We start from the raw sequence: 15,550 nt of genomic DNA, 5'->3' as shown, positions 1-15,550 counted from the left end.
AGAGATCGCCGTCGCCAGGGTCGGGCTCGTCGGCCTCCTGGCGCTCGTCGTCGCGGGGCGACTCGGAGGGGCTGCGGGCCGAGGGAGTTCGGGAAGAGCAAGGGGGCGCTGAGGCTTTCTCGAAGCGCCATGACCCTCATCCGGCCGTGCCGGCCACCTTCTCCCGGGGGGGAAGGGCGGGGTTTGCCTACTCGGCCTTCCGGGCCGCGGCGCGTGGTTCGAGCAGGCCGGAGAGCCAGTGCATGATGTTGAGGGCCATCTGGCGGTTGTCGAGGCCGGGGACGTTCATGCCGAACTTCTCGGCGCCGACGAGCTGGGCCGACAGCTCGGCGGCCTCGCCCATGACGACCACGCGGCCCTCGCCGAAGGCGAACGCCATCCCCTGCGCCCGTCCGGCGGCCGAGGCCGGCTTGCCGTCGGGGCCCTCGTCGGTCGCCGTCTCGCCGAGCTTGAGGATGGCGACGCCGCCGGCGGGGCCCTTGAGGGACTGGCCGGTGAACGTCTGGATGCGCCTGATCCGCTCGGAGTCGTCGCGGCCGCTCGTGATGGGGTGGTCGCCCAGGAGGTGGTTCTCGCGGGTGAAGACCAGGCTCGTCTCGCCCCCCTCGGAGTTCCGCGGGTCGGACGTGTAGCCCTTGCTCATATCGACCCCGAACCGCCCGGCCAGCGACTCGGCCGCCGAGCCGAACGGGGCGTGGTCGGTGACGAGCAGCAGCGAGCCGCCGGCGCGGACCCAGTCGCGCACGGCGTCGCACTCGGCCGCGGTGAACGCCGAGTCCGAAGCGCCGGGCGCGCCCATCCCCGCGGCCCCGAGCGCGTTGGCGATGATCAGGACGTCCCCCTTCGCCAGCAGCCCTTGGCTGAACTTCTCCTTGTTCGGGATGACGGCGTAGCCGTCGCTCGCGATCAGCTGGGCGAACGGCCTGTAACGCCCGTCGGCCGTGTGGAAGTTGTCGTGGGCCTCGTCGAACAGGACCCGCGGGTGCGTCGTGGTGTATGCGGGGCGGGCGACCTTCGCGTCGAAGTCCGGGTCGGCGCGCTGGCCGCCCCCGCCGCCGATATTCAGGACGGCCGCCACCATCTGGACGTCCTCCTCCGCCTCGTCGTCGGAGGATCGCATCTTGGAGAGGTCGAAAGCCGCGCCGAGCATCTCGCGGTAGGCCTTGCGCTGGTCCTCGGTCAGCACCTGCTCGATCCTCTCGATCGCCGAGGCCCAGGCCTTGCGGGCGTCGGCCCGGGCCTTCCGTTTGACCGCCTGGAATTCGGAAGCCTCGACCAGCTTGCGGATCGATTCGAGAGTCGGCGCGCCCGCCTTGGGATCGAGAACGATCGGGACGGCGGCCGCCCTGGCGATCTCCGACTCGCCTTCGCCGTCGATCGCCTTCACTCGCTCGATCTGGTCGTCGCCGAGCTTGAGCCGCGCCGCCACGCTCGGGCCGCCCAGGTCCAGCCGGAGGTTCCTGGACCCGCCGAAAGCGAACGGCCCCTGGGATTGGAGCTGGATCTGATCCAGCCGCTCGCGCTGCCCCGGCTCCAGTTTCGCCAGGAGGGCGGGCATCAACTCCTTGAGGACGGCCTCGCGGGCCGCCTGCATCTTCTGCCGGTCGGTCGTCCCGCGGATCGCCTGCCTCGCCTTCGCCATGAGGCGAGTCCGCGTTTCCTCCAGCGCCCGCTTCTGCGCGGGAGTAAGCTCCAATTCCTCCTGGACGGCCGGCATCTCGAGGAGGAGATCCTTGAATGCGGGATGCGGCGCGTCGCCGAATGCCCAAAGCTGATAGGCGGGCGGCTCCTGCGACCGCGCGGACATGCCGACGATCAGCCCGACGAACGTGACGAACACGCCTCGCATGGGATGCCTCCTCCGATCCGGGGTCCAAGTCGCGTTGCGAACGCTCCTGAACATTATCGAGCCCAGGCGGGTTGTAGACACGAATGGCACTTAGATTTTCACAAACGGTTCCCCCGCCGCAGGATAGGAAGCCACGGGCATTCTGGCTCTGATGAGGGCGTACAACCCTCACCGGCTCGGAGCCAGATTGATGTTCAACTACGCGCAGGGACGTCTTCGGCATCAGATCGACCTCCTCCGCCAACAGTTCGTCCAGGAAGGCGGACTCCCCTTCGCCGACGTCCTATCCGCCAGCGGCCTCGAGGAGGCCCTCCGTGAGATCGAGGCGACCTGGAATGACCGCATCTACGCCCCGTTGGTAACCCTCTGGGTGTTCATCGGACAGGTGCTCAACGCCGACCAGTCCTGCCGCGCCGCCGTCGCGCGGCTGATCGCCCACCGGGTCTCACAGGGGCTCGAGCCGTGCAGCTCCGAGACGGGGGCGTATTGCCAGGCGCGGAAGCGCCTGCCCGAGCGGTTCTTCGCCGCCGTGGCCCGCCTCGTGGGGCGGAACCTGGACGCGCGAGTCGACCCGCAGTGGCTTTGGAAGGGCCGCCGCGTCTGCCTGTTCGACGGCTCGACGGTCTCCATGCCCGACACCCCGGAGAACCGCCGGGAATACCCTCTGGCCTACAACCAAGTGCCCGGGACGAGCTTCGCCCCCGCCCGGATCGGGGCGATCATCTCGCTGTCCTGCGGCGCGATCCTCGACCTGGGCGTCTGCCGCTACGCCGGCAAGGGCCAGGGCGAGGTCAGCCTGCTGCGCCAGCTGTGGGACGTGCTCCGCCCCGGCGACGTGCTGCTGGGCGACCGCCTGATGTCGGGCTGGGTCGGAATGTACCTGCTCAAGCAACGCGGGGTCGACACCGTCAGCCGCCTGTCGGCGCACCGCCGGGCCGACTTCCGCAAGGGGACCCGCCTGGGCAAGGACGATCACGTGGTCGTGTGGAAGAAGCCGTCGTCGATCCGCTCGGTGGACCGGGCGACGTACAACGCGCTGCCCGAGGCGATCACCGTCCGCGAGGTTCGCTTCCGCGTAGTGCAGCCCGGGTTCCGGACGCGGTCGGTCGTCGTCGTGACGACCATCCTGGACCCCGGGCTGGCGAGTGCGGAGGAGCTGGCTTCGCTCTACCGGGCCAGGTGGAACAACGAGTTGGATTTGCGTTCGATCAAAATCACCTTGCAGATGGATGTTTTGCGGTGCAAGACGCCGGAGCTGGTGCGCAAGGAGATCTGGGCCCACGTCCTGGCGTACAACCTGATCCGCACGGTGATGGCACAGGCGGCGACCATCGAAAATGTGGAACCTCGCTCGATCAGCTTCAAAGCGACGCTCCAGGTTCTCGAAGCGTTCCGGCCGCTGATCGCCTACCGGGCGCACAGCGGTGCGGACGACCAAGAGGAACTCTACGAGCAACTGCTCGGGGCCATCGCCGTGCATCGCGTGGCCGACCGGCCCGACCGGTTCGAGCCCCGCATGACCAGGAAGGGGCCGAGAGGGTATGAGGAATTGAAGCGGCCGCGAAGGGAGATCAAACTCCATATGCTCAAACGAGCTAGCAAAATCTAAGTGCCATTCGTTGTAGACACCTTCACGCATGACGCTCAGGACGAAACTCGTCTCACTTGGAGGTAGCCTTGTAAAGGGGCGGTCGGTTTAGTTAATTATTTTATAGCATTAGGACTTATTTGAGCGAAATTTTACAGATTATTGGCGAGGAAACACGTAGGATCGCGGGACCCGTCGTGGGGAGCCTAGCGATGATTCAAATCAGGAGCTTTGATGTGAAGAAGTTCATAATTCGGGCCTTCGTCCTGGGGGTCGCCGCCTTCGGGACGCTGGGCGTCCAGGACGCTCGTGCGTCGTTCGTACCGGTTCTGACCAGCCCGGCTCCCGGCGGAAGCTCGTCCGTCTTCACCTACAGCCTGCTGTTCTCGAGCAACGGCGGGTCGGAGCAGCTCGTCGCGGGCAGCATGGTGACCCTTTACGATTTCGACGCCGGCGTCAACGATCCCAGTAGTGTGGTCGTGGCGCCCGCCGACTTCACAGTCACGATCCAGAACGTCGGCGTCACGCCCGTGCCCGGCAGCGGGACGATCACCCCGGTCGACTCGGCCGCGATCGCCAACATCAGCTTCACCTACACCGGCACCACCATCAGGACCGACGCCACGTTCGTCGTGACGATCACGCTCAACGGCAACTACACCACCCGACTGGGACAGTACGCGTCGCAGAACTCGTTTCCCGCCGCACCGGGCGGGACCAACACCCAGATCGACGCCGTGTTCTTGCCCACGGCGGCCGCCATCCCCGAGCCGACCAGCGTCGTCTTGCTCGGCCTGGGCGGCGTCCCCCTGTTCCTGCTGCGCCGGCGGATCGTGAAAGCCGCCGTCTGATCCACGTCATTGGATCGCCCGCGCCGTTGCGATGGCAACGACCGACGCCGCGAGGTCGCGTGATCCCGGGTGGGGTCGCGCGGCTCGCGGCGTGAGGTCGCTCGATCTATGGGAAATCAGCGTCCGCTGTAGGTCAGGGTGGTCTTGATCCAGGCGAGGTTGCGTTCGAGCTCCTCGGCGGATCGGCGGAAGGTGGTGAAGCTGGAGCCGAGGAGCTTGACGCACACCGCCGCCAGCAGGGCGACCACGACGAGCGCGCCCAGGCCCGTGAGCATGAGGGCGACGGCGGGCTTGAGGGCGAAGGCTTCGGCGAGCCAGAGGCCGAGCCCGCCCAGGATCGCCACGGAGCCGGCGAAGGCCAGGAGGATCGCCAGGGCCAGCCCGGCGAGGGCCGGGGCGGACTTGGCGAGGCTCTCCCTGGCGTCGGCGGCGACGAGCTTGGACTGCAGCGTCGCGAGCGTCGCCAGGTCGTTGCCGAACGAGCTGACGTTCTCGATCAGCCCGTTCGGCCGGCCGTTCGACGCCGCAGGGCGGGGGCCGTCGTTCAGGACCGCTTGATGAGCCATCCCAGGAGGACCCCCACGGCCAGGGAAACGCCGACGGCCTTCACGGGATTGGAGACGATGGCGTCTTCGAGCGACTGGCGGTACGGGCCGATGGCGTCCTCCATCTGCTCATACGCCTGGCGGGCCTGGCGGGAGGCGTCGTCGTAGCCGCGGCGGGCGGCCTCGCCGGCCTCGCCGAGGGCCTGTCGGGCGGTGTCGACCGGTTGCCGGGCGCTGTCGGCCCATCCGCCGAAACTCTGGGAACCCATGGGAATGCTCCTTTGCGTCGTCAAGGGGTGGCGGCGGTCTCAGACGCGGCGGGCGGCCCGTCGCGCGGTCTCGCCGTCGTACGGCTCGCCCGGCCTCCCCGAGGAGGACGGCGGCACGTATTCGCCGGGAGGCTTGAGGTTCAAGTTGAGCTGCTGCTTGAGCTGGTTCTCCAGCCACATCGCGGCGTAGGCCTGGACCGACTGGCCGACGAGAGGCCAGAGCAGGCCGACGCCCCAGCCCACCATGCGGCGGGCGAGGGAACGGGGCGGCTTCGCGGGCTTGGCCGGGGCCGGGGCCGTGAAGGCGGCCGTCGGCGGGATCAGGCCGGCGAGCGCCTGCGGCGACGCCTCGGCCAGGACCTGCTGCACGCGCTGGGCCGAGGTCTTGCGGCGGGGGACCACGAAGTACCCCACGGCGAGACCGACGCCGAGCGCGACGTAAGGGTGGTTGCGGATCACGGATCGCCAGTCCATGGCGTCGCCGACGTCGCTGACGACGTTGGAGACGTCGTGGTGCATCTCGTGGCGGATGAGCGCCATCTGGCGGCGGATTTCGTCGACGTCGGTCACGGCTTGGTCACCTCGGCGGGTACGTCATCGTCCTGGCCCGGGGCCTGAGTCTCGTCCAGCGGCAGTCGGCGGGCCAGCTCGGCCCAGAAGATCAAGCCCGCCAGGTTGCCCTCGGCGTCCACGGCGAGCGCCAGCCGCGCGCCGGCGGCGGACATCGTCTGCAAGACCTGGTCGACGTGGGCGTCGACCGGGATGGTGGGGAAGTCCTTGACCATGACCTCGGAGACCGGGCGGGCGGCCAGGTCGGGCGAGTCGGCCACAGCGAGCGCGACGTCGCGGTCGACCACGACGCCCACGGGCTTGCCGGCGTCGACCACCGCGACCGCGTCGCTGTCCTGCTCGCGGAAGATCATCACGGCCTCGGTGATCGTGCTGAACGGCGAGCAGGTCCGGCCGACGGGGCTCATCAAGTCGGCGGCGGTCAGATCCTCGGGCGTGACGACAGGGATCGGATCGGTCGAACCGGCGCTCATGATCGGGACTCCACAAGGTCGTGCGCGGCGAGGCTCGGGGGCCGCCTCGCGGCGGAGGCTCGCTCGATGTCGATCGTTAATGCAGATCCCGTGCCATTCAGCTCCGGCCCGCCGGGACGAGCGCCGGGGCCGCCGTCGTCGAGGGCGAGGGCAGGGGGGCGGCCGGGGTCGCGGCGGCCGGGGCGCGGTTGAGGATCAGGTCGCGGGCCGCCCCCAGCGAGACGACGACGCGGCTGGCCGAGGCCGGCCGGAGCCGCTCGATCACCTGGGTCATCTCGGACTTGGCGTCCCAGTAGCCGAAGACCACGGGCGTCTCCGGGGCCCGGGCGCGCATCCGCTTCGTCAGGTAGCGGGCGCGGGTCAGGCCGACGGGGGGGAGGTGCGAGATCAGGACCAGGGCCGGGTCGAGCCGGGCGATCTTGTCCGTGACGTTCAGCGAGGTGCCGCCGGCGGTGAGGATCGTCAGGCGGACGCCCGAGGGCCGCAGCAGCAGGTTGAGCATCCGCAGGACCAGGGTGTCGGCCCCGCCGCCGGTCGCCACGCCGACCATCGGCCGCAGCTCGGTCGCCAGCGGGCCCAGGGTCGGCAGGGGGTCGATCACGACCTTCGAAGCGGCGGCCGTCGCCTGCACGCCGGTCGGCGGGAGGGTCAGCACCAGGTCGTCGCGCTCGGCCACGTCGTCGAGCCAGTCGCGGACGACCCGCCAGATGAAGGCGACGTCCTTGTTGTCGACGTTCTCGCGGCTGCGGTCGTGTTCGGCGCGGGAGAGGGTCGGGATCAGGATGTGGTCGCAGACCTCCTCGAACGAGCCGGCCTTGAGGGCGTCGTCCAGCAGGGTCAGCGAGCCGTCGAGGTCGTGGCTCAGGACCCGCTGATACCAGCGCTGGTCGTCGCTCACCGAGACGTCGTGGCGGAGCAGGGTGCCCAGCACCTCCAGGCCCGGGATCAGCCGGCCGGCGACCGCCAGGCAGACGGTCATGGCGTTGGCCAGCAGCAGCCCCAGCGGGCCCCAGAGCCAGGCCCAGAACATCGCCGCGACCAGCAGGCCGATCGGCGAGATGCCCGTGCTCTTGCCGTAGAGCAGGGGCTCGACGCTGTTGACGACCGCCTCGGCGGCGGCGAAGAGCGCGAAGACGAGCACCGGCTGGGTCCAGCCCGGGTAGTGGGCGATCGAGATCAGGAACGGGAAGCTGAACGACAGGAGGGTCCCCAGGTAGGGGATGAACCGAAGGAGCGCCGCCAGGAACCCCCACAGGGCCGGCGACGGCAGGCCGATCGCCCAGGCGCCCAGGCCGATCGCCGCGCCGAAGCCGGCGTTCACCAGGGCCAGGGTGGTCAGGTAGCTGCTGAGCGACTTGCCGATCTCGGCCAACGTCTTGGTGGTCACGCCGAGCTGCCCCCGGCCGACGAGCTGGATGATCCGGTTGCTCAGGTCTTCGCGCTCGAACAGCAGGAAGACCACGAGCAGCAGCACGATGCCCCCCAGGGCGACGACCGACTCGAACGGCCCGAGATAGGTGTGCACCCGCTCCCAGAGGTCGTTGCCGCCGACGATCCGCACGGGCTGGGCGATCCGGTCGTCGGTCTTGGCCTCCTCCGACGCCAGCGAGTCCCCCAGGGCCGAGATGGACTTCATGATCTTGTCGACCGACGATTCCTCGCCCGGCCGCAGCATCGAGAGCTTGTTCTCGATGTTCTTCTGGTAGGTCGGCAGCTGCTTCGCCAGGCTGGCGAACTGGCCGCCGACGACGTAGGCCGTGGCCCCGGTCACCGCGACCATGACGATCAGGACCAGCGCCACGCTCGCGACCCGGGGGATCTTGTAGCGTTCCAGGCGGGCCACGATCGGGGCCAGCAGGAAGGTCACCATGATCGCCAGCGCGACCGGCTTGAGGACCGCGGCGGCGACGGACATCACGATGATGATCGTCCCGCCGATGAGGAGGGTGCGCAGGAGGCGCGTCGTGGCGACGTCGAGGTTCATGGCGGTCGGGCTCGCGGGCGTCGGGGGCCTCGAGGGTCGGCGCGGCGGGACGATCTCCGCCCCGCGCCCTCGCGATCCTTTTCCCTAAGCAAGCGCTGCGCCGGCCTTGCAGATTCGTGCCGCGAGCCCCCGCGCCGGGGTTTCCCGCCCCTGCGCACGCGTCTGCCCACGCGCGGGCGCGCGGCGATCCTCACACCCCTTCTCCCGGCGGGAGAAGGAGAACCCTTCGACGGCTTACCTCGCCCGCCTCACTTCGGCTTGTAGGCGGCGGTGTCGATCTTGTACTGGGCGATCTTGGCGGAGATGCTCCGCCGCGAGAGGCCGCTGATCTTGGCGCAGCGGCCGACGTGGCCCCGGCACTTCCGCAGGGCCTTGCGCAGGTAGCGTTCCTCGAAGGCGCCGGTCAGCTCGGAGAGCTGCTCGGTCAGGGGCCGGGCGAGGTCGACGTTGAGCGAGGCGCGGCGGCCCTCCTTGGGGACGACGTCGCGGGGCAGGTTCTCGGGCTTGATCTCGCCGTCGCGGGCCGTGACGCTGGCCCGCTCCAGGGCGTTCTCGAGCTGGCGGATGTTGCCCGGCCAGGCGTAGGCGAGCAGCCGCTTCATGGCGGTGTCGGAGATCGCCGCCGGGTTGTGGCCCGGCCGCGCGTACTTCTGGGCGAAGTAGGTGGCCAGGATCGGGATGTCTTCCTGGCGATGGCGGAGCGGGGGGAGGTCGATCTTCACGACGTTGAGGCGGTAGTAGAGGTCCTCGCGGAACTTCCCCTCCTTGACGGCGGCCTCCAACCCCTGGTTGGTGGCCCCGATCACGCGGACGTCGACCTCGATCGCCTGGTTGCCGCCCACGCGCTCGAACTTCCGCTCCTGCAGGACGCGGAGCAGCTTGACCTGCATCGACATGGGGATGTCGGCCACCTCGTCGAGGAACAGGGTGCCGCCGTGGGCGATCTCGAACCGGCCCTTGCGGAGGCCGGCGGCGCCGGTGAACGACCCCTTCTCGTGGCCGAACAGCTCGCTCTCCAGCAGGGCCTCCGACAGCGCGGCGCAGTGGACGGGGACGAACGGACCCTTGCGGTGCTCGGCGGAGGCCTGGTGGATGGCGCGGGCGATCTGCTCCTTGCCGGTGCCGGTCTCGCCCTCGATCAGGACGGTGGTGGTGGTGTCGGCGATGTTGTTGATCAGCTCGAAGATGTCGTACATCTTCGGGCACTTGCTCAGGACGTTGAGGAAGCGGTGCCGCTCGCCGATCTGGACCCGAAGCGCGGCCAGCTCGTCCTGGAGCGAGCGCTCGCGGAGGGCGCGCTCGATGAGCAGGCAGAGGTGCTGGGGGTCGGGCGGCTTGGTGAGGAAGTCGTAGGCGCCCATCCGCATGGCGTGGACGGCGTCGCCGATGCTGCCGTGGCCGGTGGTGACGATCACGGTGACCGGCAGGCGGCGGGCCTGGATCTCGGCCATCAGCTTGAGGCCGTCGACCTTGGGCATGCGGAGGTCGGTGACGACGATGCTGTAGGGCTTCTTGTCGAGCATCGTCAGCGCCTCGGCGCCGTCGACGGCGAGGTCGACCTCGATGTTCAGCGCCAGGTTCAGGAGCTGCTGGAACGAGGTGCGCGTGTCCTCGTCGTCCTCGACGAGGAGCATCCGCCGGACCGGCTCGACGCCCGGGGCCGTCGGGGTCGCGTCCTCGCGGACGCCGTTGTTCTTGGGCTCGTTCTCGCCGGCTGGTGTCACCCGCTTCGCTCCCGGATCGCTCGGCGGCCGGCCCGGCGTCGCCCCGGCGGCTCGCGCCATCGCCTGGGGGCGTCTGCTGCGGCCGTCCGCGCGACTCGCCTCATCTTATCACAGGCGTCCCGGGGGCGTCAGGCCCCGCCTACGCACTTTGCGTCCCCCGTGACACGGGCCGCGGAATAAGGTTTGCTAGTCCGATAGTTTCCGAGGCCCCGCGGGGACCTCGCGTCTCACGGCCCGCGACCTTTCAGGAAGACGACGGACGGGACGGCGATGAAGACCGAGATCCAGACCGACGCCGACCCCGCCTACGCCCTGGCCGAGGCGCTGCCGCACATCGTGTTCGAGGCCCTCGCCGACGGCCGTCCCGCCTACTGCAGCCGCCGCTGGAACGAGTACACCGGCCTGCCGGCCGACGCCGACCTCGCCGAGGGCTGGGCCGACCGCGTCCACCCCGACGACCGCGAGCGCCTCGGCCGCGCCTGGCGCGACGCCCTGGCCGCGGGCGCCCCCGTCGAGGCCGAGTGCCGCCTGCGGGCCGGCGACGGCCGCCACCGCTGGTTCCTGGTCCGCGCGCTCCCCCGCCGCGACGCCGACGGCGCGGTGGCGTCGTGGGTCGGCTCCTGCACCGACGTCGACGACCTGAAGGCCGCCCAGGCCGGGGCCGTCGACCGCCTGGTCCGCGAGCGGACCGCCGAGCTGAGGCGCAGCAACGACGACCTGGAGCGGTTCGCGGCGACCGCCTCGCACGACCTGCAGGAGCCCCTGCGCAAGGTGCAGGCCTTCGGCGACCGGCTCGCGGACCGCTGCGGGCCCATGCTCGACGACCGGGGCCGCGAGGACCTGCGGCGGATCGTCCGGGCCGCCGGCCGGATGCGGGGCCTGATCGTCGACCTGCTGGACCTCGCGCGGGTCGGCCTCGAGGCCCGGTCGTTCGCGGCCGTCGACCTCGCCGCCGTCGCCGCCGAGGTGGTCTCCGACCTGGAAGTCGCGATCCGCGAGAGCGGCGGCCGGGTCGAGGTCGGCCCCCTGCCGACCATCCAGGCCGACCCCGTGCAGATGCGTCAGCTCTTCCAGAACCTGATCGGCAACGCCCTGAAGTTCCACCGCCCCGGCGAGCCCCCCTCGGTCCGCGTGGCCGCCCGCCAGGTCGCCGCGGCCTGGGAGCTGGAGGTGGCCGACCAGGGGGTGGGCTTCGACGCCGAGCACCACGAGCGGATCTTCGAGCCCTTCCAGCGGCTCCACGGCCGCAACGCTTATGAAGGCGCGGGGATGGGCCTGGCGATCTGCCGGCGGATCGTCGACCGCCACGCGGGCACGATCGCCGCGACCAGCGCCCCCGGCGCGGGGACCACGTTCCGGGTCGCCCTGCCGGCCCACGTCTCGGAGTCGGGGACGGCCCGGCCATGATCGACCCGCCGACGCCGAGCCCGATCTCGATCGACGCCGCCGGGCCGCCCCCGCCGCGTCGCGACCCCCAAGGATCGGAGGGAGGCTCGGATGCCTGACAGGCCGATACGGCTGATGCTGATCGACGACGACGAGGAGGACTACATCCTCGCGCGCGACCTGCTGGCGGAGATCGCCGACAGCCGGTTCGAACTCGAATGGCTGGCCGACGCCGACCGCGCCGTCGACGTCATCTGCGAGGGCCGCCACGACCTCTACCTGGTCGACTACGGCCTGGGCCCGCGCGACGGACTGGGCGTCATCCGCGAGGCCGTGGCCCGGGGCGCGGCCGCGCCGATGATCCTGCTGACCGGCCTCGACGAGCGCGCCATCGACCTCGACGCCATGCGCGCCGGCGCCGCCGACTTCCTGGAGAAGTGGCGGCTCAACGCGACCCTTTTGGAGCGTTCCATCCGCTACAGCCTCCAGGAGAAGGAGCACGCCGAGGAGCTGGAGCGCCGGGTCCAGGCGCGCACCGCCGAGCTGGCCCGCGCCAACGAGGCCCTCCGCGACGTCGACCGCCGCAAGAACGAGTACCTCTCGCTGCTGGCCCACGAGCTGCGCAACCCGCTGGTCCCCATCCGCAACGCCCTGGAGATCATGCGGCTGGCCGGCGACGACCCCTCCGTGGTCGAGACCAGCCGCGCCATGATCGAGCGCCAGGTCAAGCACATCGTCCGGCTGATCGACGACCTCATGGTCGTGGCGCGACTCTCGCGCGGCCTGATCAAGCTCAAGTACGAGTCGGTCCCGGTGGACCGGATGGTGACGACGGCCACCGAGAACGTCCGCTCGTTCATCGCCAAGGCCCGCCACGAGCTGGCCGTCACGCTCCCCGCCGAGCCCCTGATTTTGCAGGCCGACTCCGAGCGGGTGTCGCAGGTCCTCTACAACCTGCTGCACAACGCCGCCAAGTACACCAAGGCGGGGGGGCACATCCGCCTCGACGTCGAGCGCGACGGCGAGGGCGAGGGCGTCGTCTTCCGGGTGATCGACGACGGGCCGGGGATCCCCGAGGACATGCTGGAGGCCGTCTTCGACATCTTCACCCAGGTGAAGCGCGACGACGAGGGGGGGATCGCCAGCGGCCTGGGCGTCGGCCTCTGGCTGGTCAAGCGGCTCGTGGAGCTGCACGGCGGCAAGGTCGAGGCCCGCAGCGGCGGCGGCCGCCAGGGCTGCGAGTTCGTCGTCTGGCTCCCCACCGCCCCCGTCGACTCCGAGGCCGCCTGACGACCGCTCGTCGCTGCGTCGCCCCGGCACAGCCCTCGCGATCAGCTCACTTTCGCGCCCGCGAACATGATAGCCAAGATCCGACGCTCGAGCAGTTGGGCTTTCAGCCTCGGACAGGGCGCGGATTCGGGCCCTCGAAACTGGGTCCGATAATGGGGATTATACTATTTCATATTTCGTGCACGCTCAGAGTGTGGTTTAGTGGCCGTCACGGTCGACCTTCAAGGAAAATCATGTCCCCCGACTGTCGGCTGAGGAGAAGCGGCCCTGGTCCGAGCCATTTCGGGTCCATACTAGCCAGAGAAGGGTCCGAGACGTTTGGTGACGACAGGTTTCTGCGGCCGAACAGGTTGCATCGAATCGGCGAGCCGGTTCGTGGCTCGTGCGACTGAGAATGTCCTTGGGTGAGGGCGACGAGATGACCGAAGCGGAGCTTTCGGAGATCGAGGAGCGGTTGGGAGTCGATCTGCCTGCAGATTACCGCAGACTCCTGCTTGGCTACCCGCCGGACTTGGAATCTGCGAAGACGGACCTCGGTTGGAAGCAGGAGTCGCCTTCCGAGCGTCAACTGGTCAACGACGCCGACCGGCTGGTCGAGCTGAACGAGGATGTCCGGCGGCCGGGCACTCCCTGGACCGACGACGACGGCCCCTGGCCTGGTCGCTATTTCGTCATCGGCGACGACGAGTGCGGCAACTACTGGTGCATAGACCTCGGCGGCTCGGGGTCCGAGGTCTGGTTCTACGACCACGACCTGGGCGGTTTCGAGCAGCATTTCGGCTCGCTTGAAGAGTTCGCGGGCGAGCTCCTGCGTGACGTCGAGGCGTGGAATGAAGAGCATCGCCGGAACGAATCCTGACACGAGGACCGGCGACCGGGACGCGCGAAATTTAGAAGCCGCTTGCTCGGCGGAACCCTCGACCATCACGGCGGGGGCCGCCGATGGAGGGCGGAATAATCGGACATGGCGAAATTTTTTCACATCTTCGAACATAAGCGCCATTATCGGACGCTGAAGCCCGCTCCCACTTCCACCCTTCCGCGTGGCTTTTCGCCGACCGTCGAGGCGTCCGGAAGTGGCCGTCCAGCCCGCGTCCACGCTCGATGACGCGTAACCGTTACAAGACATAAAGGGCGTTATGTCCGGTAATCGGACCGGGGCGGGGACGGTCTTGAGGTGGGGACCATCAGCGACTCTTCGGGGCGATGGTCGGTTCGGACTGGGCCTTGGAGACTCGCGTCCCGGCCGCGTGTCGCAACTCGTCCATCCGGGCGAATTCTCGGACCATGATTCTGCGACGGGAAATGGAGCGAGTTCCATCAAGACTCTGCCTGCTCGGCGGGCTCGATTTGGCTGTCTCGAAAACGGGCGTTTTTGAGACAGCCTGGCCGGTCGCCGGGACGGCAAGACTGTCAGGAAAAAGTCCCCGCAAGGGGCGTAATCGTCGGCGGTTTTCCGATATCATGAAGGTTCCACTCGGCGGGCCGGTTTACTGAGCTTTTGCTTTAGGCGGAGGGTCGGAGGATGGTGGTTCCATCGAATGCTGGCCGGACCATCCCGGCGTGGTTCATGATGGCGTTCTGGTTCCTGATGGTGGCGGTCACCGCCTGGGCCGCCATCAAAGAGCTCGCGACGGATGACCCCTGGCTCGCCGCAACGGCGTTGCCGGTGCTCCTGACGTGGTACCAGCTGCGTGGCGAGTTCTTCCCACGCCGTTCGGTCGAGGGCCCCGCCTAACCCGGACTTAAGAAGCCGAGTTGGTGAGTCTCAAAAACGAGCGTTTTTGAGACAGTGGCCGAAGGGCATTCCTCGACCTGGTGGGCCAAGGGAAAGGGAATTATCTCCGGCAAAACGCGGCAGTCCGGGACGTGACTTCGGGGCCCTGCCCGGCGAGAATGGCGGGACCCGTACCCGTCCCTGGCCCCGGGCAAGCGGGGGGATGGTGCGGGTCCGTGGGAGTTGCGAGGATGGACGCCACACCGCCGCCGGACGCCGACACGAAGGCCCCTCACCGCCGCCGGAGGGGGCTCAGCCTCCGCGTCCTGATGGTCGTAATCCTCGGCCTCGGACTCTGGCTGGGGTGGCGTGTCAACCTGGCCCGGCAGCAGCGTGAAGCCGTCGCGACCATCAAGGCCTTGGGCGGCGAGGTCGCCTACGATTGGGAGTTCGACGCCCAGGGGCGGCGAAACGGCCGGTCGCCCGACGCCCCCGGCTGGCTCCGGCGGGCCATCGATGACGAGTTCTTCCAGCAGGTCGTCCGGGTCGGGCTCGTCAAGGTCGGGCCGGACGGCATGCCGGCCAAGGTCGACGGGGCTCCCGTCGACCTGGCATCGGCCCTGGGCAAGCTCCCGAGGCTGAAGGAACTCTCGCTCATGGGGACCCAGGCGACGGACCGGGTCATGGCGGCCATCGGCGACCTCGGGGAGCTTGAGTCGCTCTCCATCGAGACGTTCTTCAACTGGGACCCGGTCGTGACCGACGCCGGGGTGGCGAAGCTGGTCGGCCTCTCGAAGCTCAAGAAGCTCCACATCCTCAATGCCAAGCTCGGGGACGAGAGCCTGAGGCATGTGAGCGTCCTGCCCCGGCTGGAGGTCGTATCCCTCCAGGGGAGCCGCTTCACCGACCGGGGCCTCGCCCACCTGAGCGGCATGACTCAGGTCAAGGATCTGCTCGTCGACATGGGCGCCGAGAAATGGGGCGACGCGGGGCTGGCCCACCTGCGGGGGCTGAAGGGCCTCGAGACCCTGGGCCTGCAGTACACCGATGTGAGCGATTCGGGCCTGATGGAGCTGGTGGGGCTGCCCGACCTCACGACGGTGTTCGTCGCCGGGAGCCGCGTCACCGAGGAAGGGAAGAAGCGGTTCCGAGAACGGATGCCGAAGGTCACGACCCTCCGATGAGCCGGCGGCGAGTGATAGGAGGGCCCTCGGCCTCACGTGCCGATATGCAACATAAATTCGCGTTCTGCGACGTACGCCGCGGACGGCGAATAGGACTTATCTCCGGCAGAACCGGGAGCA

General features: G+C 69.1%; 14 protein-coding genes. 7 read left to right on the top strand and 7 right to left on the bottom strand.

The genetic code is table 11. From position 1 onward, the window contains the following. Positions 1-187: 187 nt before the first annotated feature. Positions 188-1,849 carry a hypothetical protein gene (locus PZE19_RS30410; RefSeq protein WP_277864427.1) on the bottom strand — a complete coding sequence of 554 codons (1,662 nt, stop codon included), beginning with the start codon at positions 1,847-1,849 and terminating at the stop codon, positions 188-190. A gap of 190 nt (positions 1,850-2,039) precedes the next feature. On the opposite strand from PZE19_RS30410, the gene PZE19_RS30405 reads away from it, so the two are divergent. Continuing rightward, positions 2,040-3,458, top strand: a complete 1,419-nt coding sequence (locus PZE19_RS30405; protein ID WP_277858735.1) for an IS4 family transposase — start codon at positions 2,040-2,042, stop codon at positions 3,456-3,458. 215 nt (positions 3,459-3,673) lie between these two features. After that, positions 3,674-4,288: a PEP-CTERM sorting domain-containing protein gene (locus PZE19_RS30400; protein WP_277864426.1), complete on the top strand. Its 615-nt coding sequence runs from the start codon at positions 3,674-3,676 to the stop codon at positions 4,286-4,288. Between the two features lie 116 nt (positions 4,289-4,404). Here the strand turns inward: PZE19_RS30400 and PZE19_RS30395 are convergent, their stop codons facing one another. The 6 genes from PZE19_RS30395 to PZE19_RS30370 all read right to left on the bottom strand — a co-directional run bounded on the left by PZE19_RS30395 (position 4,405) and on the right by PZE19_RS30370 (position 9,853). Next, positions 4,405-4,854, bottom strand: coding sequence for a phage holin family protein (locus tag PZE19_RS30395; protein WP_277864425.1), 450 nt, complete (start codon positions 4,852-4,854; stop codon positions 4,405-4,407). Beyond that, positions 4,833-5,102, bottom strand: a complete 270-nt coding sequence (locus tag PZE19_RS30390; protein WP_277864424.1) for an ElaB/YgaM/YqjD family protein — start codon at positions 5,100-5,102, stop codon at positions 4,833-4,835. The genes PZE19_RS30395 and PZE19_RS30390 overlap by 22 nt, the downstream gene beginning before the upstream one ends. Before the next feature lie 39 nt (positions 5,103-5,141). After that, positions 5,142-5,672 (bottom strand): hypothetical protein, encoded by a 531-nt coding sequence (locus tag PZE19_RS30385; protein WP_277864423.1) that lies wholly within the window; start codon positions 5,670-5,672, stop codon positions 5,142-5,144. After that, positions 5,669-6,145: a CBS domain-containing protein gene (locus PZE19_RS30380; protein WP_277864422.1), complete on the bottom strand. Its 477-nt coding sequence runs from the start codon at positions 6,143-6,145 to the stop codon at positions 5,669-5,671. Before PZE19_RS30380 ends, PZE19_RS30385 begins: the two co-directional genes overlap by 4 nt. 97 nt (positions 6,146-6,242) lie before the next feature. After that, positions 6,243-8,129 (bottom strand): AI-2E family transporter, encoded by a 1,887-nt coding sequence (locus PZE19_RS30375; RefSeq protein WP_277864421.1) that lies wholly within the window; start codon positions 8,127-8,129, stop codon positions 6,243-6,245. Positions 8,130-8,377: 248 nt separating this feature from the next. Beyond that, positions 8,378-9,853 (bottom strand): sigma-54-dependent transcriptional regulator, encoded by a 1,476-nt coding sequence (locus PZE19_RS30370; RefSeq protein ID WP_277864420.1) that lies wholly within the window; start codon positions 9,851-9,853, stop codon positions 8,378-8,380. Between the two features lie 270 nt (positions 9,854-10,123). Here PZE19_RS30370 and PZE19_RS30365 point away from each other — a divergent pair, with 270 nt between their 5' ends. From PZE19_RS30365 to PZE19_RS30345, 5 genes are all read left to right on the top strand, one after another. After that, positions 10,124-11,260 (top strand): sensor histidine kinase, encoded by a 1,137-nt coding sequence (locus PZE19_RS30365; protein ID WP_277864419.1) that lies wholly within the window; start codon positions 10,124-10,126, stop codon positions 11,258-11,260. 90 nt (positions 11,261-11,350) lie between these two features. Next, positions 11,351-12,529 (top strand): hybrid sensor histidine kinase/response regulator, encoded by a 1,179-nt coding sequence (locus PZE19_RS30360; RefSeq protein WP_277864418.1) that lies wholly within the window; start codon positions 11,351-11,353, stop codon positions 12,527-12,529. A 418-nt stretch (positions 12,530-12,947) separates the two neighbouring features. Beyond that, a complete protein-coding gene (locus PZE19_RS30355; protein WP_277864417.1) occupies positions 12,948-13,388 on the top strand; it encodes an SMI1/KNR4 family protein in 441 nt (146 codons plus the stop codon). A 666-nt stretch (positions 13,389-14,054) separates the two neighbouring features. After that, the gene (locus tag PZE19_RS30350) at positions 14,055-14,267 is read left to right on the top strand and encodes a hypothetical protein (protein ID WP_277864416.1); all 213 of its coding nucleotides are present in this window, start codon (positions 14,055-14,057) and stop codon (positions 14,265-14,267) included. A 230-nt stretch (positions 14,268-14,497) separates the two neighbouring features. Continuing rightward, a complete protein-coding gene (locus PZE19_RS30345) occupies positions 14,498-15,430 on the top strand; it encodes a leucine-rich repeat domain-containing protein (protein ID WP_277864415.1) in 933 nt (310 codons plus the stop codon). Positions 15,431-15,550: the final 120 nt, after the last annotated feature.

The organism is Paludisphaera mucosa (assembly GCF_029589435.1).
In the GTDB taxonomy this organism is placed as follows: Bacteria; Planctomycetota; Planctomycetia; order Isosphaerales; family Isosphaeraceae; genus Paludisphaera; species Paludisphaera mucosa.
The sequence above is the reverse complement of the archived record's forward strand: the minus strand, read 5'-3'. Positions and strand labels throughout refer to the sequence as shown.

Excerpts from the sequence above, each read along its gene's own strand:
- PZE19_RS30410 (WP_277864427.1), bottom strand. The coding sequence starts at position 1,849 with ATGCGAGGCGTGTTCGTCACGTTCGTCGGGCTGATCGTCGGCATGTCC.
- PZE19_RS30405 (WP_277858735.1), top strand. The coding sequence starts at position 2,040 with ATGTTCAACTACGCGCAGGGACGTCTTCGGCATCAGATCGACCTCCTC.
- PZE19_RS30395 (WP_277864425.1), bottom strand. The coding sequence starts at position 4,854 with ATGGCTCATCAAGCGGTCCTGAACGACGGCCCCCGCCCTGCGGCGTCG.
- PZE19_RS30390 (WP_277864424.1), bottom strand. The coding sequence starts at position 5,102 with ATGGGTTCCCAGAGTTTCGGCGGATGGGCCGACAGCGCCCGGCAACCG.
- PZE19_RS30380 (WP_277864422.1), bottom strand. The coding sequence starts at position 6,145 with ATGAGCGCCGGTTCGACCGATCCGATCCCTGTCGTCACGCCCGAGGAT.
- PZE19_RS30375 (WP_277864421.1), bottom strand. The coding sequence starts at position 8,129 with ATGAACCTCGACGTCGCCACGACGCGCCTCCTGCGCACCCTCCTCATC.
- PZE19_RS30365 (WP_277864419.1), top strand. The coding sequence starts at position 10,124 with ATGAAGACCGAGATCCAGACCGACGCCGACCCCGCCTACGCCCTGGCC.
- PZE19_RS30360 (WP_277864418.1), top strand. The coding sequence starts at position 11,351 with ATGCCTGACAGGCCGATACGGCTGATGCTGATCGACGACGACGAGGAG.
- PZE19_RS30355 (WP_277864417.1), top strand. The coding sequence starts at position 12,948 with ATGACCGAAGCGGAGCTTTCGGAGATCGAGGAGCGGTTGGGAGTCGAT.
- PZE19_RS30350 (WP_277864416.1), top strand. The coding sequence starts at position 14,055 with ATGGTGGTTCCATCGAATGCTGGCCGGACCATCCCGGCGTGGTTCATG.
- PZE19_RS30345 (WP_277864415.1), top strand. The coding sequence starts at position 14,498 with ATGGACGCCACACCGCCGCCGGACGCCGACACGAAGGCCCCTCACCGC.